The sequence below is a fragment of the Cohnella laeviribosi DSM 21336 genome (genome assembly GCF_000378425.1).
In the GTDB taxonomy this organism is placed as follows: Bacteria; Bacillota; Bacilli; order Paenibacillales; family Paenibacillaceae; genus Cohnella; species Cohnella laeviribosi.
Genome location: NZ_KB899813.1, coordinates 100,713 through 123,668 on the forward strand (window position 1 = coordinate 100,713; position 22,956 = coordinate 123,668).

General features: G+C 58.9%; 21 protein-coding genes. 20 read left to right on the forward strand and 1 reads right to left on the reverse strand.

Annotation, left to right across the window (positions count from 1 at the left end; translation table 11 throughout):
• Window positions 1-2 precede the first annotated feature (2 nt).
• The 20 genes from F560_RS0105920 to F560_RS0106020 all read left to right on the forward strand — a co-directional run bounded on the left by F560_RS0105920 (window position 3) and on the right by F560_RS0106020 (window position 22,116).
• Window positions 3-1,628, forward strand: coding sequence for a thiamine pyrophosphate-binding protein (locus F560_RS0105920; RefSeq protein WP_019004803.1), 1,626 nt, complete (start codon window positions 3-5; stop codon window positions 1,626-1,628).
• A 54-nt stretch (window positions 1,629-1,682) separates the two neighbouring features.
• Window positions 1,683-2,024 carry a hypothetical protein gene (locus F560_RS0105925; protein ID WP_019004804.1) on the forward strand — a complete coding sequence of 114 codons (342 nt, stop codon included), beginning with the start codon at window positions 1,683-1,685 and terminating at the stop codon, window positions 2,022-2,024.
• 54 nt (window positions 2,025-2,078) lie between these two features.
• On the forward strand, window positions 2,079-3,068 hold the full coding sequence (locus F560_RS0105930) for a ketoacyl-ACP synthase III (protein WP_019004805.1): 990 nt from the start codon (window positions 2,079-2,081) through the stop codon (window positions 3,066-3,068).
• A 188-nt stretch (window positions 3,069-3,256) separates the two neighbouring features.
• On the forward strand, window positions 3,257-3,754 hold the full coding sequence (locus F560_RS0105935) for a CYTH domain-containing protein (protein WP_019004806.1): 498 nt from the start codon (window positions 3,257-3,259) through the stop codon (window positions 3,752-3,754).
• Between the two features lie 165 nt (window positions 3,755-3,919).
• A complete protein-coding gene (locus F560_RS26050; RefSeq protein ID WP_019004807.1) occupies window positions 3,920-4,906 on the forward strand; it encodes a coiled-coil domain-containing protein in 987 nt (328 codons plus the stop codon).
• Between the two features lie 623 nt (window positions 4,907-5,529).
• Window positions 5,530-6,117, forward strand: a complete 588-nt coding sequence (locus tag F560_RS0105950) for a ribonuclease H-like YkuK family protein (protein WP_019004809.1) — start codon at window positions 5,530-5,532, stop codon at window positions 6,115-6,117.
• A 210-nt stretch (window positions 6,118-6,327) separates the two neighbouring features.
• Window positions 6,328-7,206, forward strand: coding sequence for a cation diffusion facilitator family transporter (locus F560_RS0105955; protein ID WP_019004810.1), 879 nt, complete (start codon window positions 6,328-6,330; stop codon window positions 7,204-7,206).
• 518 nt (window positions 7,207-7,724) lie between these two features.
• Window positions 7,725-8,441 carry a GntR family transcriptional regulator gene (locus F560_RS0105960; protein ID WP_019004811.1) on the forward strand — a complete coding sequence of 239 codons (717 nt, stop codon included), beginning with the start codon at window positions 7,725-7,727 and terminating at the stop codon, window positions 8,439-8,441.
• Window positions 8,442-8,646: 205 nt separating this feature from the next.
• Window positions 8,647-9,423, forward strand: coding sequence for an ABC transporter ATP-binding protein (locus tag F560_RS0105965; protein WP_019004812.1), 777 nt, complete (start codon window positions 8,647-8,649; stop codon window positions 9,421-9,423).
• A gap of 263 nt (window positions 9,424-9,686) precedes the next feature.
• A complete protein-coding gene (locus F560_RS0105970) occupies window positions 9,687-10,487 on the forward strand; it encodes an ABC transporter permease (RefSeq protein ID WP_019004813.1) in 801 nt (266 codons plus the stop codon).
• A gap of 110 nt (window positions 10,488-10,597) precedes the next feature.
• On the forward strand, window positions 10,598-11,893 hold the full coding sequence (locus F560_RS0105975; protein WP_019004814.1) for an IS110 family RNA-guided transposase: 1,296 nt from the start codon (window positions 10,598-10,600) through the stop codon (window positions 11,891-11,893).
• Between the two features lie 407 nt (window positions 11,894-12,300).
• On the forward strand, window positions 12,301-13,182 hold the full coding sequence (locus F560_RS0105980) for an ABC transporter permease (RefSeq protein ID WP_019004815.1): 882 nt from the start codon (window positions 12,301-12,303) through the stop codon (window positions 13,180-13,182).
• Window positions 13,183-13,222: 40 nt separating this feature from the next.
• Window positions 13,223-14,851: an FAD-dependent oxidoreductase gene (locus tag F560_RS0105985; protein ID WP_019004816.1), complete on the forward strand. Its 1,629-nt coding sequence runs from the start codon at window positions 13,223-13,225 to the stop codon at window positions 14,849-14,851.
• Window positions 14,848-15,180: a 4Fe-4S dicluster domain-containing protein gene (locus F560_RS0105990; protein ID WP_019004817.1), complete on the forward strand. Its 333-nt coding sequence runs from the start codon at window positions 14,848-14,850 to the stop codon at window positions 15,178-15,180. Before F560_RS0105985 ends, F560_RS0105990 begins: the two co-directional genes overlap by 4 nt.
• A 31-nt stretch (window positions 15,181-15,211) precedes the next feature.
• Window positions 15,212-16,297 (forward strand): ABC transporter substrate-binding protein, encoded by a 1,086-nt coding sequence (locus tag F560_RS0105995; RefSeq protein WP_019004818.1) that lies wholly within the window; start codon window positions 15,212-15,214, stop codon window positions 16,295-16,297.
• A 21-nt stretch (window positions 16,298-16,318) separates the two neighbouring features.
• Entirely contained in the window at window positions 16,319-17,110 is a 792-nt protein-coding gene (locus tag F560_RS0106000; RefSeq protein WP_019004819.1) for an alpha/beta hydrolase family protein, read from the forward strand.
• Between the two features lie 110 nt (window positions 17,111-17,220).
• Window positions 17,221-17,487: a YnfA family protein gene (locus F560_RS22640; protein ID WP_051088300.1), complete on the forward strand. Its 267-nt coding sequence runs from the start codon at window positions 17,221-17,223 to the stop codon at window positions 17,485-17,487.
• 73 nt (window positions 17,488-17,560) lie between these two features.
• Window positions 17,561-18,613 (forward strand): autoinducer 2 ABC transporter substrate-binding protein, encoded by a 1,053-nt coding sequence (locus F560_RS0106010; protein WP_019004821.1) that lies wholly within the window; start codon window positions 17,561-17,563, stop codon window positions 18,611-18,613.
• A gap of 49 nt (window positions 18,614-18,662) precedes the next feature.
• Entirely contained in the window at window positions 18,663-20,495 is a 1,833-nt protein-coding gene (locus tag F560_RS0106015; protein WP_245554816.1) for a sensor histidine kinase, read from the forward strand.
• Window positions 20,464-22,116: a response regulator transcription factor gene (locus F560_RS0106020; RefSeq protein ID WP_019004823.1), complete on the forward strand. Its 1,653-nt coding sequence runs from the start codon at window positions 20,464-20,466 to the stop codon at window positions 22,114-22,116. The genes F560_RS0106015 and F560_RS0106020 overlap by 32 nt, the downstream gene beginning before the upstream one ends.
• Before the next feature lie 267 nt (window positions 22,117-22,383).
• Here F560_RS0106020 and F560_RS22645 read toward each other — a convergent pair whose 3' ends face one another.
• A complete protein-coding gene (locus F560_RS22645; protein ID WP_019004824.1) occupies window positions 22,384-22,659 on the reverse strand; it encodes an HAD family hydrolase in 276 nt (91 codons plus the stop codon).
• Window positions 22,660-22,956 lie beyond the last annotated feature (297 nt).

Sequence of the window (22,956 nt, forward strand, 5' to 3'; positions counted from 1 at the left end):
CTGTGAACATAGCGGAAGCCATACTGCGTTATCTGAAGGCCAATCAAGTCGAGTATCTGTTCGGCATTCCGGCGGGAATTATCGGTCCGGTATACGATTCCCTGATCGACGTCGGCATCAAGCCGATCATTACCAAGAACGAAGCCGGGGCCGCTTATATGGCTGCCCGTTATGCGAGCACCTCCGGCAAGCTCGCGGTGTGCGCCGGCGCGGGAGCGGTCGGCGTGAGCAACATGATGAACGGAATTGCCGACGCGATGCGGGCGAAGGCCCCGATGCTCGTCATCGCCGGCTATATCAATCGCTGGCAAATGGGCAAGGGCGCCATTCAGGAACTGGACGGCGAGCAAATGGTCAAGCCGGTCACCAAGTACAGCGCGACGGTTCTGAACGAGGCCGATGTCTTGGCCGAGCTCGACAAGGCGGTGCGCATTGCGCTGACTCCGCCGTGCGGGCCGGTCTATATTTCCGTGCCGATCGATGTGCAGCGCGCGGAGTTCGAAGGGCCGCTGCCGGAGCCGGCGGACCTCTCCGAACTGCAGTCGGTCCGGCCGGACCGGGCCGCGCTGGAGCAGGCCGCCGAGCTGATCAATCGCGCCGGCCAAGGCCTCATTATGGTGGGACGCGGGGGCCGCGGCTTCGGCGAGCAGATCATGCGGCTCAGCGAGCGCCTGCAGTGGCCGATCGTTACGACGCCCGCGGGCAAAGGCGTCATTCCCGGCGATTTTGCCCTGAACCTCGGCAACTACGGGTTCTCCAGCACGGACGCCGCGTTCGAGTACGTGAATTCGGACAAGCCTTCCTGCGTGCTGATTTTGGGAACGAGCCTGGGAGAAGCCTCTACCTGCAATTTCAACGAGGCGCTCGTTGCGGGAAGAACCGTCATTCACGTCGATCGCGATCCGAAAGAGCTCGGCAAGGTGTTCAAGACCGATCTCGCGATTCACGGCGATTTAAAGGAGGTGCTGCCCTACTTCATCGACAACAGCCGCAGCGCTCCGGCACGCTTCCGCAAGCCGGACCCGATCAACGAACCGTATGTGAACAACCATACCGGGTTGTCGCTCCGGTTGTTTCTCGAAGCGCTGCGCGGCTCAATGCCGGCCGATACGCGTTACGTTTGCGATATCGGAGAGTTCACCAACTTTGTGCTGAAATACCTTGAAATTCCTCGGGGCGGAGATTTCGAAATCAACCTGGACTACGGCGCCATGGGTTCGGCCATCGCCGGCGCAGCCGGTCTGGTGGCCGCCGATCCGACCCGTCCCGTAGCCGTGCTGGCGGGCGACGGCTGCTTCTTCATGAACGGCATGGAGATTCTCACCGCCAAGGAATACCGGCTGCCGGTCATCTATTTCATTATCAACAACGCCATGCTGTCCTATGTCGAGAGAGGCCAGAAGTTCCTGTACAACCGGTCGATTCCCGACTACAAGCAGGAGCGGATTTCGATCGCCGACATGATGCGCACGGCGGGCGTCCGTTCGATGACGGTCGAGAAGCTGGAAGACGTCCGGAACATTCGGCCGTTTGTCGAAGCGCTCGACGGGCCTTGCGTCATTGAAGTGGTGACCGACGGCAGCGAACCGGCCCCGATTCTGGACAGGCTGAAGGCGCTCGTGAAATAGCGGCGGCCATCTTTTGTACCCAAAGAACAAACATTCATTCGGAGGTATTGCGAAATGGGAAGCTTTAATATCGAACTGGACCAAACGAACAAAGTGTTGAAGGCGCAGGTGGAAGGGACCTTTTCGCCCGAGGACGGCATGAGATCCGTGGAGGCTTATCAAAAAAGCATCGCCTCGATCTCCGTACCGGAATACGAAATCGATATCGACTGCACGAAGCTCAACGTGTCCGCGCCCGATACGCTGCCGATTCTGGAAGGCTGCTTCCAAATGTACAAAAAAGACGGCTTCAAGAAGGTTACGCTTCGTCTGGCCAAAAACCCGATTTTGAAAATGCAGCTTTCCCGGATCGCCCGCTCGGTCCAATTGAACAATCTCGAAATCGTTGAGGTTTGAGGCAAGTTTCGGTTTTGCAAGCTCCATAATTCGTAGAGACAGGGGAGTGGAACGATGGGAGCCGTCCGCATTCGCGATATACAAGTCTATCATCCGTCCAATGAAGTCGACAACGAGTACTTTATCGAGCGGTTCAGACAAAAAGGGACCGAGGTTTCGGGACTGCTTCGGGCATTGGGCCGGAACAAGCGCTTCATGATCGACAATCCGGCTGAAAACACGCTGACGATGGCCATCGAAGCGTCCAAAAGCGCGCTGCAAAGCGCGGGACTTTCGGCCCGCGATTTGGATCTCATTATTTTCACTTCCCAGACGCCCGAATATTTGCTGCCCAGCAACGCTTTGAAGCTGCACAACGCGCTGGGCGGAGACCTAAATACGATTTGCTACGACCTCAACGCGAACTGCGCGGGCATGCTGGTCGCCGTGGACCAGGCGAGCCGCTACATGATGGGCAATCCCCGCATCGAACGCGCGCTTGTCGTCGGCGCCGACTACTTGACCGTGCACAGCCCGGACCAGCCGGTCTACTATTCCAATTTCGCGGATTCGGCCTGCGCGGTCATTTTGGAAGCCGCTTCGGATACGCGCGGTTTGATCGACTCCATCTACCAGACGGACACTTCCGTCATCGACAATTCGCTGTTCCCCGCGCACGGGCTTTCCAACCTGTACCGCGAGGAATTTACGGCGAAGGACGCGCAGGTCCAGTTCACTCCGTTCGACGATTCCGTATGCGTCGATTCCGCGGTCGATTCGCTGCGGATTCTGCTGGAGCGCAACGGCATCGCCAAAGAGGACGTGGGAGGCTATCTGTTCTCGCAGTTCTCGCTCGGCAATGTGAAGCTGGTGGCGGAACGATTGGGCATCGACGAGCAAAAAGTGACCTACATTGGCGACAAATACGGCTATACGGCGACCAACAGCCCGTTCGTTGCGCTGTACGAAGCGCTCAAGGCAGGCAAGATCAGCCGGGGCGACTACCTCGTCTTCTGGACGGTCGGCGCGGGCTGGCAGAACGTGTCGCTGTTGATGCAGTATTGATCCATGTGCCGCAGGCAGTCCGGGGGCGCGTCCCTTGGACTGCCTGTTTCGTTTGGCATCCGGAATGTCCCGGCGCGCCCGCCTTCGGCCTAAGCTTTCGCTTTTCTCCGCTCCCGCGTGAAACTATAATAGAAAGAGCCGGCGAATCATGCGCCGTTGGATTCTGTTTTTTAAGGAGACATGGAAAAATGCCGCTGGAGATCGAGCGGAAGTTTCTGCTGGCGGAATCGCCGGAAAGGCTGGCGGAGCAGGGAATATTGCGGATCCGTTCCGAGCGGCGGATCGAGCAAACCTATCTGGCGCTGGACGAAGCGCAGGAAATCAGAGTGCGCCGGATCACCGATCCGGCGGCGGGCTCGGTGGAATACACGCATACGTTCAAACGGGGCAACGGCCTTTCCCGGGAAGAAGTGGAGGTTTCGATCTCCGAAGCGATCTATACGCAGTTGGTAAACGCCTTCGGCCGGGTGCCGCTGACCAAGACGAGACTGACGGCCGACTGGGACGGACGTACCATCGAGATCGACATTTACGACCAACTGGAGCTGACCGTGCTGGAAATCGAGTTCGCTTCCGAAGAAGAAGCGATCGGGTTCTCCCCGCCGGATTGGTTCGGCCGGGACATCAGCTCGGATAGGCGATACAGCAACAAAACGGTGTGGAAGAAGCTCCAGGAGCGGGCCTAGCCGGACAGGCGCGAACGCGGGCGCGGGGGCAGGCGGCCCTAGCTTGGCGAGATTTTTGGCGAGTGCCGAGCCGGAAGCGGGCCGCTTTACGCGCCGGACCGGCGCAAGCCGGCAATCCATCCGCCTTTCCGCAGCGGGAAAGCGGGAGCGAACGGGGGACGGGACATGGATAAAACTGGGGCCGCACGATGGGGCGGCGATCCGGATTCGATCGCCGCAATCGCCATCGATTCGGCCGTTGCGGAGCCGGTGCCCATCGGCGCCGTCGCGCTGGGGCTGGCCGTACTGGCGGTTCTGCTTGCGCTCGCCGCGTTGCTGTTCAAACGGCGGTTAACCCGGCGCATACTTACCAAGGCCGCGTTAAGGCAAGAGGAGGCCTTCGCCAAGCTGAACGCGATGATTTTGTCGGAACCGTTCAAGGAGCTGAACGACGGGTTCGTTCAAGGGGACACCCGGCAGTCGCTCGAGCGGCTGGAGCGGGCGATTCTGGCTTCCCGGTCGCAGGCGGAGCTGCTGCAGCAGAAGATCGCGGCGCAGAGGGCGCCTCTCCTGTCGCTGATCGAACCGCTTGATCGGGCGGGCAAGCTGCTTTACGAGGCGAACGCTCTCGCCGGGGAGGCGGATCGGTACGAACGGGAACTGGCGGAAGCGGACCGATTGGCGAAAGACGTAAGGCAGTCCGTGCGGCAGGTGCGGAAGAAGACGGAGGAGCTCGCCGCGCTTCTGGAGACAACGGCGCTCCAGACAGGCTACCCGCTGGACGAATTAAAGGCGGGCCTGGGGCAGGCGCAGGCTAGCGTCCGACAAGCGGAGCTGGCCGGAACCTTCGACGCGCTGAAGGCGCAGGCGGAACTTCAGTCGGCGGCCCGCGCTGCCGATGCCTTGGAGCGAAGGATCGCCGAGTTTCAGAAAAGCGCGGCCTTCTTCCGGGAGATGAAATCCCGTTTCGAGCAGCGGATCGAACGGATCAAAAGAGAGAGCGGGCAGGAGGAAGAGCGGCAGGCGCTGGAGGCGATCGCGGAGCAGGCGGCCGAAGCGCTTCGGACGCTGGAGGAAGCGATGCGCGCGGGCAAAGCCGTCAATCTCCGGGCCGCCGCGGTCGGGATCGAGAAGCTGCTCGGGCAGGCTTCGGGCGCCGGGCGGTTCGAATAGCCAAGCAGCAAGCGGCCTGACGGGCGTTCGAGATGGAAGTTTATAGAAGTTGACAGACTTTTTTAAATAGTTGTAAGATAACAACATGAATTTCCGGTCCGGAATCGGGCCTGCGGCAAGGAAGGAGGCATTGGCCATGAGAAAGCTATGGAACGGCTTGGCGCAAACCGGCGCGAATCGCCGGCGGTCCATACGCAGCATGCATCGGCCGAAGCGATGTCTCCGGGCGGAGAATTAATCGTGCAAGCTCGCGACATGCTGCGTTCTGCGCTGCCTGACTGTTTACGCCTGCCGGCGTAACGGGCGCGCGTGCGCGGCATTTATTTTTCGATTCGGAAAGGAGGCGCGAATATGCAGACTCGTTTGTTTCGTCATAATCTATCCCATAAACGGTCATCCGCAACGCGCCGCCCCTCGTCGTGTGCGTTCCCCGATGCATGCCTTCCGTTTTCGGCAGGGCGGAAGTCGGCCGTCCCTTGTCGGCCGGAAGGATTTCAATCAGGGCTGCTTGTTGCGGACGCTTCATTTCGTACCGTTCAGGACGAATGAACACCGCGGCCAAGCAGCCCTTTTTTGATTAGAAGAAGGCACGCCAAGCGTCATTTCTAGAGAGGTGATCAGCCATGAGCAAGAGCAAGAACAAGATCTTCGCAGAAACCTCGTCCGACGAGATGGTTTTTCAGAATTTGTCGGAAAGCCGTCTTTCCGTGGACGATGTCATGGTCCGGATTACCCGTTTTATCGCCCAAGATCCCAAGAGCGCGTACCATTTCGTGATCGGAACGGACAGCCAGGTGCACCGCGGCTATACGAAGTTCGTGACCGGCATTGTCATTCATCGGTTGGGCAAAGGCGCCTGGGCCTGTTACCGCCAGCTGGCGTTGCCGCGGGAGCTGACCTCCGTCAAGGAGAAGCTGTCGCTGGAAACCTCTTTCTCGCAAAGCGTCGCCAGCTGCTTCGACGAGGCCGCGCTCGCCCGGATGGAAGAACTGCTGCTGCCTTATGTGTATCAGGGGGCCATGCTCGAGACGTTCATCGACATCGACGCGGGGACAGAGCCGATCGTGAACAAGACGTCGCTGTACGTTCAGGAGATGGTGGAGCGGGTGGAAGCGATGGGCAGCTACGCTCCGCGGGTCAAGCCGGACGCGTTCGTCGCGTCGGCCTATGCGAACCGTTATACCAAAAAACCGATCCGCCAGGTGATGTAGAACCAGGCGGCGCGTTGGCCGCGCGGCCGGTTTCGTCTGCGGACCGAACCGGCCGGGAGCGGCTTTTGGCTGCGTCCCGAATTGCCCTCGCTCAACACTGTTTGCCCGGACTGATTATTGGGGATTGCGGCAATACTGTTTCTCTAGACCCACACGTATTTTGTCATTTACGATAGAAAGGAAGTACGGCATCGAACGGGTGGAGGAGAAATGGACAACACTTACAACGACATCAAACAAGGCGAACGCGGGGCGTGGCTCAGCATTTTGGCATACATATGCCTGGCCGGGGTGAAGCTTGCGATCGGGTACTTCGCTTTATCCGAAGCGCTGTCGGCGGACGGGCTCAATAACGCCACGGACATCATCGCTTCGGTTGCCGTGCTGATCGGTTTGCGGATTTCCCGCAAGCCGCCGGATGCGGATCACCGCTACGGGCATTTCCGGGCGGAGACGGTGGCTTCGCTGATCGCGTCCTTTATCATGGCCGTCGTCGGCCTTCAGGTTTTGTATCAGGCGGTGACGAAATTTCGGGCCGATTCCTATGCCTCTCCCGACATGATCGCGGCATGGACCGCTCTGTTGTGCGCGGGCGTCATGTATTTGGTTTATTTGTACAACATTCGTCTGGCGCAAAAAATCGGCAGCAACGCCCTTGCCGCGGCGGCACAGGACAACCGGTCCGACGCCCTGGTCAGCGTGGGGACGTTCGTCGGCATCATGGGCTCGCAGTTCGGCCTGCCGTGGCTCGACCCGCTTACGGCGTTTCTGGTCGGCCTGATCATCTGCAAGACGGCATGGGATATTTTCCGCGACAGCACGCACGCGCTTACGGACGGCTTCGACGCGGCCGAACTGCAGGCTATCAAACAGACCGTCAGGGAGATCTCGGGCGTCAAAAAAATCGTCGACGTCAAAGCGCGCGTTCACGGCAACAACACCTTCGTCGACATGACGATCGCCGTCGAGCCGCATTTGAACGTCAGCGAAAGCCACGAGATCACGGAGCGGATCGAGCGGCGAATCCAGGAAGCGCACGGCATCTCGCATGCGCACATTCATATCGAGCCGTTCGAAGCCGCAAAGTAAGCGCAGCCCCGCTCGGCAAGCCCGGGCAACGGCCGGGACGGATGACGAGAAAAGCAGCCTGAAATCTCGCAAAGCACGGTCTTAGGCTGCTTTTATATGAAATAGATCCTGGTGGTACACGAATTAAGTCGCCTTAACCATATGCGTCGCCGGCAGCCTGAAGGCATGAATCGCTCGACGGACACAGCATCCGCTATTGGCTCCAAACCTCCCGATTTTCGTCAGCTTGCGGACAGAGGAGCCGTTAAGGGTTGAAATTCCGCAGAATTACGCCCATAAACGATGGAATAACGGAACCTCGATCCGTCAGATCTTCCAATGGGCCATCCGGGCCGGAAATAACGGACCGACGGTCCGAACATCGGGTCGGACGCGAGTTCATCCGGACGGAAGCGCCCCGGAGAAGGACGGAGCAGCCGTTTTGCTCGGCGCATAAACAACATAACGTTATATTTACCAAACGGATCTCTTCTGTTATTCTTAACAAGGAGTTGAGGTGGAAAGGTAGGAGGACGCGAATGCCGATTACGCGCAAAAAAGGACCGTTGTACTTGCAGATCAAAAACATTATCAAGGATCGGATTTTGCACGGGGAATATCCGCTCGGCTCGCTCATTCCGTCCGAACCGCAGCTCGAAAAGGAATTTCAGGTCAGCAAAATGACGATTCGCAACGCGATCGGAGAGCTGGCGCAAGAAGGATATGTGGAAAAACGGAGCGGGGTGGGGACGACCGTTATCCGCAACACCTCGTTCTCCAAGCTGTCCAAGGGCAAGAGATTTACGGAGATTCTGGTCGAGGAAGGGCATATCATCCAAAAGAAACTGCTCGGCTCCGGCATCGTGGTCAACGAAGCGGGAACGCTGCTGCACCGGCTGTTCGGGGAACGCTGTTTCCGGGTCGAACGCCTGTATATGCTGAACGGGCAGCCTTATATCCACTATGAGCATTACTTGCCGTCCGCCATCGCCCCGAATGCGGAGGCGGAGGGATTTGAAATCCGGTCGCTGTACGATTTTCTGGAGGAGAATCAAATCGATCTGGAGAACTTTCACGACCGGTTTTCGGTAGGGGCCGCGTCCGCGGACACCGGGCGGCTGCTCGGAGTCGCCGAAGGAACCCCGCTGCTCAGGCGGATTCGCCGTTCCCGCGATGCGGAAGGCCGGGTCGTGGAATACAGCATCGGGCATTACAATACCGAATTGCAGGATTATATCGTCAACTACGATGCGTAGTGTTGGCATTCAACCTCGATGCCTCGCAACCGCAAAAACAAAGATCGTCCGCTTTGACGACCCGGCAGGTGCCGCCGCGGCCGCAGAAAAGCGGGCGATTTTTTTGTCCGGCCGGTTCGCCTCTCGGGTTGACAGTTTTGGGGATCGGTGGTAACGTTATCTAAACTAACCCTATTGATATAGTAAGCTTTAAGGAGGGGGAGAAATGGGGAGCGCGCTGCTGGAGATCACCAACCTGGACAAACGGTTCGAAACCGCCAAAGATACGGTCCAGGCGCTTCGGGGCATCGATCTTCAAGTCCGGGAAGGCGAATTCGTGACGGTCATCGGCCCCAGCGGCTGCGGCAAGAGCACGCTTTTGCGCATTATCGCGGGTCTGGACACGGATTATTCCGGAACGGTGCGGCTGGGCGGAGCCGAGATCAAGGGGCCGGGGATCGACAAAGGATTCGTTTTTCAGGAGCACCGCCTGTTTCCCTGGCTGACGGTCGAGAAGAATATCGCGTCCGATTTGTCGCTTCGGGATAAGGAAGTCCGGCGCAAAGTGGATGAGCTCATCGAGCTGGTGAAGCTGAAGGGATTCGAAAAGGCGTATCCCCGCGAGCTGTCCGGCGGGATGGCGCAGCGGGTTTCGATCGCACGGGCGCTGCTGCGCAATCCGAAAATTCTGTTGCTGGACGAACCCTTCGGCGCTTTGGACGCGTTCACGAGAGCCCATATGCAGGATGCGCTGCTGGAGATTTGGCGCACGAACAAGACGACGATGATCCTGGTGACGCACGATATCGACGAGGCGGTCTTTCTCGCGAACCGGGTCGTCATTCTGAAACCGCGGCCGGGCGAAATCCGCGCCGTCGTCAACGTGGACCTGCCTTATCCCCGGAAGAAAGCGACGTCCTCGTTTCAGGAGCTTCGCCTTAACGTATTAAACCAGTTTGAAAAAGTCGAGGAGCTGGCGCTTACGGACGGCGCGGGAATCTGACCCGGAAGAAACGGCGTCCGGACGGGTTCGGATTTCCGGGACGAACGGAGTATTGACAGCGTTTGGTAGGTGTGTTATTTTTAGCATAGTTAGCCGATGGGAATTATATGATCTTTCATTCGGACGTCGTTTTTCCAAGCGTCAGTCCAATTGCATACTAGGGCCTACCGTTCGGACAGAGGCATTCTCTCAAGCAGAGGATGCCTTCTTGTTTTTTTTGCCGGATTCCTCGGACTACATCCGCACGCAAAGGGGAGATCGTCATGAGTCAACGGACCGCCGCCGCAGCGGGCAGGCAGCCGGGCAAAGGATCGCTCGCCGCTCTGGCCGCCATTCTGCCTGTTGCGGCGCTGCTGCTATGGGAGGCGCTGGGCCATTACGGCATGATCTCCGAGCTGCTGTTTCCGACGCCTTCCACGATTGCGCGGGCGTTCGTCTCGCTTGCCCAGTCGGGCGACCTGTGGATTCATCTCCGCATCAGCTCGGTTCGCGCGCTGTCGGGATATGCGCTCGGAGGAGGTCTCGGCCTGCTGCTCGGCCTTCTGGTCGGCCTGTTTCCCCGCACCGAGAAACTGCTGGACCCTTCCATTCAAATGATCCGCATGATTCCCAGCTTGGCCGTCGTGCCTTTGTTTATCCTGTGGTTCGGCATCGGCGAACAGTCGAAGGTGCTGATTATCGCCAAAAGCGCGTTTTTTCCGCTTTATATTCAGACTTTTCTGGGTATTCGCAACGTCGACAACAAGCTGTTCGAAGTCGCCAAGGTGCTCGGTTTCAGCCGGTTTAAGCAGATCTTCCGGCTGGTGCTGCCGGCGGCGCTGCCCCATGTCGTGCTCGGAGCGCGCCTTTCCTTCGGGCTGTCCTGGCTGGGACTGGTCGTAGCCGAGCTGATCGCATCCTCTTCCGGCATCGGCTATATGATGTCCGACGCCCGGCAGTTTGCGGATACGCCGGTTGTGTTCGTGGGCATTTTCCTTTTCGCCGCATTGGGGCTGCTGACGGATTCGCTTTTGCGCTTGCTCGAATGGCGGCTGCTTCGATGGAAGGACAGCTATAAGGGATAGGAGCCATTCCTGTAATGAATGAATTCGAGGTTTGAATGAAAAAAGTACCTTCTGTATACTGGGGAACGTTCCGACCAAAGAACAAATCCCAGCGCAGGAGGCACTCTACAATGAAGTATAAACACGCCAGGAAACAGAATCAACGAATTCAACAAATTACCGAATCAACTCTTGTTGTCGGGGCCGACATTGCCAAGAAAACACATGTCGCCAGAGCCGTCGATTTCCGCGGAATCGAGCTCGGTAAAGACTGCGTGTTCGGCAATGATCATCAAGGCTTAACGAAACTTGTAACGTGGATGAAGGAGCTTCAGCGGCGACATCACAAGACGGAAATCGTCTTGGGGATCGAGCCCACCGGACACTACTGGTTTCCACTGGCTGAATATCTGCAGCGTGAAGGCGTAAGAGTCGTCGTTGTTAACCCACATCACGTAAACAAGAGCAAAGAGCTTGAGGACAACTCACCGACCAAGAACGATTACAAAGACGCCAAGGTTATCGCCGATCTGGTGCGGGGTGGGAAATACAGCGAGCCTAAATTGCCGATGAACGTCTACGCAGATCTTCGGATCCTGATGAATCTTCGGGAGAAGGTCATGGTTAACTTCGGCCAAGTCCAGCGCCGCATTCAGAATTGGTTAGACCGCTTCTTTCCGGAGTATGGCCAGGTGTTTAAGGACTGGGAGGGCAAGGCTTCGCTGATTACGCTGAGTGAATTCCCGACTCCGAGCGAGATTGTGGCGCTAGGTGTGGGCGCAATCGTGCGTCGTTGGAAAGAAGACGTAAAGCGCGCCGTCGGTCCCAAACGAGCGTCGCAGTTGCTTGAAACGGCGAGAACCTCCATCGGCCTTAAACAAGGACTGGCAGCAGCGAAAATCGAGCTGAAGACTCTTCTGGAGCAATACGAGATGTTCGCCAAGCAGCTTGAGGACATCATGATGGAAGTGGAGCGTTTGTTAGCTCAAATTCCGGGAACGAAAGAAATGCTGACCATCCCTGGTGTTGCCATCGTGACGCTCGCCGGCTTCCTGGCTGAAGTCGGGGACCTTAGTGGTTACGACCACGGCCAGCAGATTATTCGGCTCGCTGGCTTAAATCTAAAAGAAAACAGCTCTGGCAAGAAGAAAGGCAAATCGACGATTACAAAGCGTGGCAGATCCAGGCTTCGGGCTTTGTTGTTCCGAGCGGTGATGCCGATGGTGACGAAGAACGCCGAGTTTAAGGCGTTGCACCAGTACTTCACGAAGCGAAGTCACAACCCGCTGAAAAAGAAGCAATCCATTGTGGCGCTCTGTGGTAAATTAATCCGAGTATTGTACACGCTAGGCACCAAACGCATTCCGTACCAGCCATCCGATGTTCTGGGGCCGGTACGTCAGGCCCAGTTACAGATGGCAGCTTAATTCAAACCATTTTCACGTTTCTCACACAGAACTTGAAATAAACCAACGACAATTGAAGCACGGAGCAGCCGTAGGATCTATTTCCATAAGGGCAACGACCCAGTAAAGGAGCAAGGAAACGGCGTCCACACCTCGAGAGGCAGAACGAAGGAATGTAAGGGCTAAGACCCAGCGTGACATGGGAGGGTAAGCCGTCGGGGGAATAGAGTGGATATCCAGAGTGCGGTCATACGACTCATCCATAGATTGGGAACAGCGTCCCAACCTCTATTCCCGCCTCCGGCTCCTCCAGAAAATTATGTCATAGCTACATGACTTATCCATCTTTCAGGATGGTCGATGGTTGAAAATCTAAGAACGAGTGAGAAAACGCGAGAAAACATTAAATAATAGTGGGAGGAAGTAAAATGACAAATTCGGCGGAAGCCGCTCTTCAGCCGAACGGCGGCGTTCGTCAAGAAGCCGCCCCGGCGGCTGCAGGCAGCGGCCCCAAACGAACCGCCCGCCGGCGGGTTCGGGGCTTTAAGGCGGCGGCCAAAGATTTCGTCCTGGGCGCCGCCCTCCCGGCGGCCGCGCTGATTGCATGGCAGTCCGCGTCAAGCGCGGGGCTGATCTCGCCCGTATTTCTGCCGTCGCCGTTTGCGATTCTGCAATCGTTCATAAGGCTTGCGGTATCGGACCAACTGCTGCATCACCTGCTGGTCAGCATGGGAAGGGCGGGATTGGGGTTTCTCCTCGGCGCCGCGGCCGGCCTGCTGTTCGGCCTGGCGACCGGCTTGTTCCGCAAGGCGCAGTATTTGCTGGATCCCAGCATTCAGGCGCTGCGGCTCGTTCCGCATCTGGCCCTTGCGCCGCTCATCATCCTGTGGTTCGGATTCGGCGAGGCGTCCAAGGTGGCCATCATTTCGAGCGGCGCGTTTTTTCCGCTTTATGTCAATACCTTTCTCGGCATCCGCAACGCGGACAACAAGCTGTTCGAAGTGGCCCGGGTGCTCGGGTTCAGCCCCGGCAAAACCGTAACGAGGCTGGTGCTGCCCGCGGCGCTCCCGGATGTGCTGATCGGCATCCGGCTGTCGATGGCGGTGGCCTGGATCGGCCTGGTTGTGGCCGAGCTGATCGGCTCGCAGTCCGGCATCGGGTTTCTGATCAACGAAGCCAAACAGAATATGGAGACGGAGGTTATCTTTGCGGGCATTGCGGTTTTCGCGATGGTCGGCAAGCTGATCGACTCGCTCATGCGGGCGGTCGAGCGCAAATATCTGCACTGGCGCGACGGCTACCAGGGTTGAACGCTGTCCGGCCTGCAGCAACCAATAGGAGGTAGGAACAATGGGACAAAAAGCGGTAAACGGTGCATTGAACCTGACGGCGGACGTGCTGGTCATCGGCGGCGGGCCCGCGGGAACGTGGGCGGCCGTTTCGGCCGCCGCCAAGGGCGCGAAGGTCGTCCTTGCCGATAAAGGCTACTGCGGTTCGAGCGGAGCGACGGCGCCTTCCGGCACGGGGGTATGGTACGTCAAGCCGGAGCGCGAGCTGCGGGAAGCGGCCAAAGCGAGCCGCTACACCATAGGAGGGCAGTTGGCCGAACACGGCTGGATGGACCGGGTGCTCGACCGCACCTACGAGAACATGAACAAGCTCGGCGAATTCGGTTATCCGTTCCCGCTCGACCCCGAAGGCAAGCCGCACCGGAGAAGCCTGCAGGGACCGGAATACATGCGTCTGATGCGCAGGCTGGTGCAGAAGGCCGGCGTCCAGATTCTCGACCACTCGCCGGCATTGGAATTGCTGGCGGACGCATACGGCGTCGGCGGCGCGTCGGGCGTCCGGACCCAGACGGGCGACGTCTGGACCGTAAGGGCGGGCGCGGTCGTCATCGCGACGGGGGGCTGCGCGTTTCTGAGCAAGGCGCTCGGCTGCAACGTGCTGACGGGCGACGGCTATTTGCTGGCCGCCGAGGCGGGCGCGGATTTGTCCGGCATGGAGTTTTCGAACGCCTATGCCATTTGCCCCACCTTCTCTTCCGTCACCAAAACGGCCTATTACACGTATGCGACGTTCTATTACGAGGACGGCACGCCGATCGAGGGAGCCGGCTCCAAGCGGGGGCGCTCGGTCATCGCGCGCAAGCTGCTGGAGGGCCACCGGGTGTACGTCTCGCTCGATCAGGCGCCGGAAGAACTGAAGCCGCTGCTGCGCGTCGGGCAAACGAACTTCTTTCTGCCGTTTGACCGCAGGGGCATCGATCCGTTTAAGGACCGGTTCCCGGTTACGCTCCGTCTGGAAGGCACCGTGCGGGGAACCGGCGGCATCCGGATCACGGACGAAAGCTGCGCGACGGTCGTTCCCGGCTTGTATGCAGCGGGCGACGCCGCCACCCGCGAGCTGATTTGCGGCGGATTTACCGGCGGAGGCAGCCATAACGCGGCCTGGGCCATGTCGTCGGGCTCGTTCGCCGGCGAAGGGGCGGCCGCGTACGCCAAGCGGCTCGGCGAACGAGCCGCCAGCCGCGACCTGAGGAGCGCGTCTTCCTCCTCGTTCGCAAGCGGCAAGGAGGCGGGCTTCGGAAACGCGAGCCGCCGCACGGAGGAAATCGTGCGCGCCGTGCAGGAGGAGGTCATGCCGTACGACCGCAATCTGTTCCGCACCGGGCCGAAGCTCGAAAGCTCGCTGAAGCGCTTGGACCAGATTTGGAACGAGCAGCGCGAGCGGGCGATCGAACGTTCGGCCGAAGGGGTCAAAGCCCGCGAAGCCGCCGCCATGACGGCGACCGCACGCTGGATGTACCATTCCGCCCTTGCGCGTAAGGAAACGCGCGGCATGCACAAGCGGGAGGATTACCCGGAGATCGACCCGCGGCAGCATTACCGCCTGGCCAGCGGCGGCCTGGATCGCGTGTGGGTAAGGCCGGAGCCGGTGAAGCAAGAAGCCGCGGAGAAGGAGGGCGTTCCGCTTTGATCGAGGTCATCAGCGAGTCCCGGTGCGTGGCGTGCGATCGGTGCGTATCCGTCTGCCCGACCAACGTGTTCGACCGTGCCGAAGGCGGCATTCCCGTCATCGCCAGGCAAAGCGACTGCCAGACCTGCTTTATGTGCGAGCTTTATTGTCCGGCGGACGCGCTTTACGTCGACCCCGATTCGGAGAAGGCCGTCGGCGTGACCGAAGCGCTTCTCGAGGAACGGGGCCTTTGGGGCGGATACCGGGAAAAGGTGGGTTGGGGCAAGGGCCGCAAGCCGGTCGCCGCTCATGAATACATGTATCAGTTATCGGTCAAAACCGGATTTTAAACCAAACGTCGACCGGAAGGAGCAGCAGAGAATGAACAGAGGAAACAGAGAAAAAAGGGGGGCCGCGAGCCCGTTCAAACAAGCGCTGATCGCGGCCTTTGCGGCATCGATCCTCTTGATCCAGGCTTGCGGAGCTTCAGGGGGCAATGCGAGCCCGAGCGGCTCGGAAACGGGAGGAACGGGAGGAACCGCGGGAACGTCCCAAACGGCGGAAGCTTCGGCTCCCGCCGGCAACGTGCCGCCGGTTTTGAACTACGGCTATATCGGCAGCAACGACAAGAATTTGCCCGGCGGAGCGGAAGGCTGGGGATTCTACAAAGGCATTATTCAGGAAGAGCTCAAAAAATACGGCATTCGGGAAGTGAAGCTGACCGGCTTTCCGAACGGTCCCGACCAGACGGAGTCGCTCATCAGCGGACGGCTGGATTTCGGCACCCTCGGGGATACGCCGGCGATCATCGCCTACGCTTCCGGAGCCAAGACACGCCTGATCAATCAGCCGAGCATTACCACCGTCGGCTATTTGATTTCCCGCAGCGACGGACCGAAGACGCTTGAGGAGCTGAAGGGCAAAACGATCGCCATCCAGAAAGGCTCGTACATGCACCGCTATGTGGTCGGCTTGCTCAAGGACGCCGGGATTACGGACTATAAGCTGGTCCACATGCTGATTCCCGACGCCCAGGCGGCTTTGGCCGGCAACGATGTGGACGCCATGACGAATACGGGGTACACGGCTCAGAAATTGCTGGCCGACGGCTATACGCTGATCGACGATTCGACCCGGCATCCCGAGCTGCACGGCACGAGCGTGACGGTCGTATCGGAGCGCTATCTCGCCAAATTCCCCGATTTTCCGAAAGTGTGGAGGGAAGCCCGCCTGAAGGCGCTGGAGGATCTGAAGCAGCACGAGGAGGAGTATTACCAATTCATTGCCGACCTGAACAAGTCGACGGTCGAAACGGCCAAAAAGGTCAACCCGATCAGCGAACTCGAGGAAGAGCCGTTTACGCAAGAAGGGCTTGAGCGCCTTGCCGGCACCAAAAACTTCCTGGTCGAAGAAGGGCTGGCCAAAAAAGATTTCAACATCGACGATTGGATACTGAAGACGGAATAAGCGGAAGGAGGCTGGGCAAAGATGGGGAAACTCGCCATTGCGGTTGAAACGTTTGCGTTTCCGCTGGACAACGGCCTCACGATCAGGGGCGAAGTGAAAGCCGTTCCGGACGGGAGACCGAAAGCGGCGGTTGTGGCCGGTCACGGGTTCAGAGGGCACAAGGATTGGGCGTTCTGGCCGGATGTGACGCGACAGTTGGCGGAGAGCGGGTTTTACGCGGTCGGCTTTGATTTCTCCCGCATCTCGGCCCGAAGCGAAGGCGCGGACGAGAAGCGCGTAGCCGAAGCCAGTACGTTAACCCAAGAGCTGGCCGATCTGGAGGCGGTCGTCACCCGTCTGCGGCACGGCGAGCTTCCGCTGGCCGAACAGGCGGATGCGGAGCGGATTACGCTGCTGGGGCACAGCCGCGCCGGAGGAAGCGGCATTTTGCTCGCTTCGGAGCGCCCGGAGCTGCTTAAGGCGCTGGTCGTTTGGAACGGTGGGGTGCTTCCGGCTCCTAGCGACGGTCCCGGGCTTACCCTTCAGGAGCGCGTGATCGGCGAGGACTTGCGGGCGAACGCGAACCGTTTTCGGATCGCCGAAGCGTTTGTCGGCCTAACCGTCCCCGCGCTCGTTGTGCAGGGAGACCGGGATCGGGAGGAACTGATCGCGCAGATCAAGGCGTTCCGGGAAAAAGCGCCGCAACAGCAGTACCTGTTCATCGAAGGAGCGGACCATGTCTTCAATACGATCCATCCTTACGCAGGGGCGACCGGCCAGCTCCGCAAGGCGCTGGAAGGGACGATCCGCTTTCTCAAGGAAAAACTGGATTAAAAACGGCTTGTGGCACCGGAGGGCGCTTCCCTCCCGGTGCCATTTTTCTTCGGGACGAGCAGGAGCGTTTTTCCTTTTTGTGATAAAATGAACGCAGCAGCGGCGGGTATCTGATTTGGCTTTGGTTGAGAGAATCGAAGCCGGCAGGGTACGGGATCGCCGGCGGGCTTATTCTGGTTTTGTACGGGATCATCCCCACGCTTCAGAAATTTCCTTCGTTCGGGCGAGTGTACGCCGCTTACGGAGGCGTTTTTATTGTGGCGGCCGTCCTTTGGGGCTGGCTGGTCGACAGGCGGACTCCCGACATGTACGACTGGCTGGGCGCGGCCATTTGCCTCGCCGGCGTCGCGGTCATGCTGTGGGCGCCGAGACATTAGCGAGGCTTCGCCGCTTGAATGTCGCCCCGTTGTCGTGATATTTTGAAGCTGGAGAACAACGGGAGGGGTTGGCATGTTTCGAGTGACGGCGGTCTTATTATTGCTCGCCGCTTTTGTAAGCGCTTGCCAAATAGGGGGCCATCCGGCGCGGTACGAGGTCATCTATTCCATGGAAAAGGGAACGGCTTCCGCCCAGCAGACCGCGCCGCCGGCGGAAACGCCCCGGAAATATACGATCGGCATCGTGCCGAAGCTTGTCGAAATTCCGTATTTTAATCTTGTCGAGGACGGGGCGGCGGAGGCGGCCGAGCGGCTGGGCGTCGACATCGTGTACAAAGGGCCGACCGTCGCCGATTCCGCCCAGCAGATCAAGATCGTTCAGGAGCTTCTGGATCAAGGCGTTGACGCCATCGCCGTCTCGGCCAACGATCCGGAAAAGCTGCTGCCCGCGCTTGTCAAAGCCAGACAGCAGGGCATCAAAGTCATCACCTGGGATTCGGATACGTACCGCGAGGGAAGAGATTTTTTCGTCAACATGGTGGATGCGGAGACGCTGGGACGGCATTTGATGGATACGCTTGCATGGAATACGCAGGAAAAGGGAGAATTTGCGATCTTGACCGGCCAGGAGAAGGCGGCGACGCTGAACGAATGGATCAAATGGATCAAGGTGCAGCAGGAGGAGTTCTATCCGAAAATGAAGCTGGTCAAAATCGCCGCGACCGACGACGATCCGCAGAAGGCCTATGAGCTCGCCAAGGGGCTTTTGGCGGAATACCCGAATTTGGCCGGCATCATCGGCAATTCGTCCGTCGGTCCTCCGGCCGCGGCGAAGGCGGTCAAGGAAGCGGGGCTGAGCGGCCGGGTCAAGGTGGTGGGGCTGTCGACGCCGAACATGATGGCCGATTATTTGCGGGACGGCTCGGCGCAGATCGCCACGCTCTGGAGCCCGAAGAAGCTCGGGTATTTGACGGTCGTCCTCGCGGTCGACGCGCTGGAGGGCAAGCGGCCGTACGACGGCCAGAATATCCGCAACGTCGGCATTATCCGCGTGAACGGCGATGTCGTCATTATGGGAGAGCCGGTCGATTTTACGAAGGAAAACGTGAGCCAATATGATTTCTAAGCTAAAACATCGAATACGGTTGCGCGGATTCCGTCTGAGCGCCAAGCTCATGATCACCTACGTGTTGCTGACGGTCATCCCCATGTGGCTGCTCGGCTACGTCTCCTACAGGCAATATACGAAATCGATCGAAGAGCAGATCGGCGAGTACATGCCGCGTTTTCTCGTGCAGGCGAACGCGAACATCAAAAAGCATATGGACGAACTGTCGTCGCTGCCGGAACTGTTATTCAACTCGGACGATATGATCGCCATCCTCCGCAGGGATTCGTATCGAAGCCGGGCGGACCTGAACCGCGATCAGTTCGAAATGAACAGCTATCTCGCCCGCACGTATTTGAACGGCAACAATCCCGACGTCATCGGCGTCTTTTTGCTGTCCAAAAACCGTTTGTTCCAGAGCACCAAACTCAGCTATTCCGGCCTGGACTGGCATCAGGCGTTTACGTCGTACGGCCAGGATCTGAAGCTGAGAACCAACGTCAAGGTGATTCTCCCCCGCGAGATCGGGCTGCGCTTTATCGACAACGTTCCGTACGTGCTCATCATGAAGCAGATCGAAGACGTGGACAACCGCAAAAATCTCGGCACCATGTTTATTGCGGTACGGCTTTCGTTCATCAGCACGGTTCTGCGCGATTTCGAGAAGAGCGACAAAGCCGATCTGTGGCTTATGAACCGAAGCGGGGAGATCATCTATCATACGGATCCGAAAAAAATCGGCACGTTCGACGACAAGATCGGCGAATACCCGATTTTAAACGGCAGCTTCCGCGAACGGGGGGAAGACGGGCCGAGGCTGGTGAGCGTCAACGAGTCCGAAGATCTCGGATGGGTGCTCGTGCACAGCGTCCCGCTCGAGGAGCTGACGGAGCGCGCCGATTTCGTCCGCCGGGTTACCGTCATGGTGTTCGTGGGCGTGGTCGTCGCCAGCATTCTGATTTTCGCGCTGTTCTCGTTGAGGGTGACCCGGCCGCTCAAGAGGCTGAGCCGGCTGATGAAGCATGTGGAGATGGGGCAGTTCAACGTCGATCTTCAGGTTCAGAGCAAGGACGAAATCGGCGCGCTGGCGAACAGCTTCAATTCGATGGTGGCGACGATCCGCGAGCTGATCCAGCGGAACTATCACATCGAAATCCGGCAGAAGGAAGCCGAGCTGTACGCGCTGCAATCGCAGATCAATCCCCATTTTATGTACAATACGCTGGAGACGATTTCGATGGCGGTCGAGGAAGGCGAAAAGGAAGCGGTCGTGGAAATGGTGACGCTGCTCGGCCGGATGCTTCGCTTCTCGGTCGGCAACAAATCGAAATTCGTGACGATCGCCCAGGAAGTGCAGCATGTGCGCGATTATTTGACCATCCAGAAGTTCCGGTTCGAGGACCGTCTCGCCTTTGACATCGCCTATGCGCTCGAGGCGGACGGCGAGTCGTTGTATACGCCCAAATTCGTGCTGCAGCCGATTGTCGAAAATGCGATCAAATACGGTCTGGAGGCCCGCAAAGGGCTCGAGCTTCACATTGCCGTCGGCGAGGAATTCGGCGCAAGAAGCGGCAAGCGGGACTTGGTGTTCCGCGTGCGCGACAACGGCCCGGGCATCCCCGCGGAGCGGCTGGAGGAGCTTGAGCGGACGATTCGCGAGGACGCTCTGGCCGGCAGGGATTCCGGCTTCGGCCTCAGCAACGTGAACGCGCGGATCGTCATGCTGCACGGGCCGGATTACGGCGTTCAACTGCACAGCATCCACGGCATCGGGACGGAAGTCGCAATCCGCATCCCGGTGACGACCGCAAGCGAGATCGAACGAAGCGGGCACGGGGAAGAACGAAATGCGCGGGAGGAAACACGAAATGGAAACGATTCGCACCTTGATAGTGGATGACGAGCCGCGGATTCGCAGGGGCATTGAACGGCTGGTCCAGTCCTGCGGGGAAGGCTGGGAGATCGCGGGCGTTCTCTCCGACGGCAGGGAAGCGCTGGAGTTTCTGCACGAGACCGGAGGGGCGGTCGATCTGGTCATCAGCGACGTGAAAATGCCGGAAATGGACGGCCTGACGTTCGTCAAGGAAGCCAGAAAGCATTATTCGTTTTTTCCGCTGTTTATTAGCGGCTACGACGATTTCGAATATCTCCGGACCGCGCTGCGCGAAGGGGCGGTGGATTATCTGCTGAAGCCGGTGGATCGGGAGCAGTTTCATCAGCGGATGGCGGAGATCCGGGACAAAATCGTCAGCGACCGTTCCCGCAGCCGCAAATTCGGCGAGCTGGAGCAGCGGGCCGAGAAGCTGCAGCGCACCCGGCAGACGCAGACGCTCAGCTATACGACATCTCCCGGCGTCGATCTGTCGCGGCTTGGATACTGGGCCCAGGATTTTCCCAAAGGGCGTTATCGGCTGATGTACGTCAGCCTGGACGCCCTGCCGGTCAAAAGCCGCAGCTACACGGTCAAGGATTGGGAAGCCTATTTCTACGCGTTGGAAAATATTTTGGAGGAACTGATCGATTCGCACCATGCGGGGACGGGAGGCCAAGGCTGGTGCTGGCGGGGCGGCCAATCCGACTTCTGGGCGCTGCTGCTGCCGGAGGAAGGCGGCGATGCGGAGGCATCCGTCCGGGAGCTGGCGGACCGGATCCGTTCGGCGATCCGGATGTATACGCCGTTCTCCGCCTCGATCGCCTGCAGCGACGCGATCGAGGATCTGTACCTGCTGCCGAGCGCAAAGCGCCAGTGCCTGTCTCTCATCCAATACCGGCTCGTAAGCGGCGGCAACCGGCTGTTCATGCCGGAGGAAGCGGGACGATCCCGGCAGTCGGAGGAGCCGGCCGAAGAGGAGCTGCCGGCCTCCGCGGAACGGCTGCGGCAAGCGGTGGAGCAGGGACGCCTTTCGGATGCGCTTCAGTGTTCCAGACAATTTTTCGAAGAGCTGAAGAAAAAGGAATCCCCCGCATCCATTCAGCGGGCGGTGCAGAATCTGCTGATTCTGATTCATTCGGCCGCTCTCGCAAGCTGCGGCCATTCCGGCTTTTCCGTTCCGCTGGAGGATGCGCTCGGGAAGCTGCAGAAGGCGGCCCATCTGCAGGAACTGCGGCGGGAAATCGACGGTTTGATTGAGGAAGCGGTCCGGGAGATCGAACGGACAAGGCGAAGCAGCAACAGCAGCACGCCGGTGGAGCAGGCCAAAGCCTGGATTCGCGAGCATTTGGCCGGCGACCTGACGATCAAGCGGATTGCCGATCACGTCCATATGAATCCGACGTATTTCTGCGAATGCTTCAAAATGCAAACCGGGGAAACGGTGCTGGACTACGTCACCCGCCAGCGAATGGAGCGGGCGAAGGAGCTGCTGCGCGAGCCGGGGCTGAAGCTGCAGGAGGTTTGCGAGCGGATCGGGTACGCGGACGTCAAGTATTTCAGCCGGCTGTTCAAAGGGTGGACGGGGCTGACGCCGTCGCAGTACCGCGAGCAGGCGGCCCCTGCGCGGCCGGGCGCGGGCGCGGATTGAATGGCGTTGCACCGGGCATGGGCTTGCGGCGTCCTGCGGGCATAATTGGCGGCTTTTTGCCGGGCTTTTATTGGGTATCCCTTCCGCTCAGGGGGCGGGAATTGAAGAACTGTCTTTCTTAACGGAGATTGGCGCGTGGGCGTAAGGGACGAGATTCGGGCACGGTCCGTCCAAATCACGGTCGAAAGGAGTGCAGGCCTGTTTTTCAAACAAAACAAAATTCGCGCGATCAAGCCCCGAAAAGCAGATGAGCCGCTCGCCGGGGCTTCATCCAATCCCGTCCAGCAGCAAGCGCGGATTCGTTAATTCTTTTATCGTATAGTTCGGTGAGACATGGAGTTCCTCTTGAACATCGGAAAATGGAGCAAGCCGGAAATAGCCCTCCAAAATGCCGGTCAACTCATCCTCTTCAAGATGCATACGATAATACTTGGCAGCATAACGAAGCGCATCGCGGGCGATATCCCAAAAGTCGATATACCGTCCCGTCAGGGCGCGGATCATATTGTATTCGTGATACTTGGTCCGCCATAAGGCTCTCACTTGATCGCTTTTCCCGGGAAGGCGGCATCGAATCGCGTTTTCATGGAAATGCCCAGCATCGGACTGTAATTGAGGTTATGGAACGGGAAGCGGCAAGCGCGAACCCGCGATGGGTTACGTGCCGCAGTGTGCATCCGCGAAGTAGTCCGTCCAGTACGCTACATCGCCTCCGTTCGTGGTGCTGAGCCGCCAAGTAGTCCGTCCAGTACGCTACATGGCCTCCGTCCGTGATGCTCAGCCGCCAGGTAGTCCGTCCAGTACGCTACATGGCCTCCGTCCGTGATGCTCAGCCGCCAA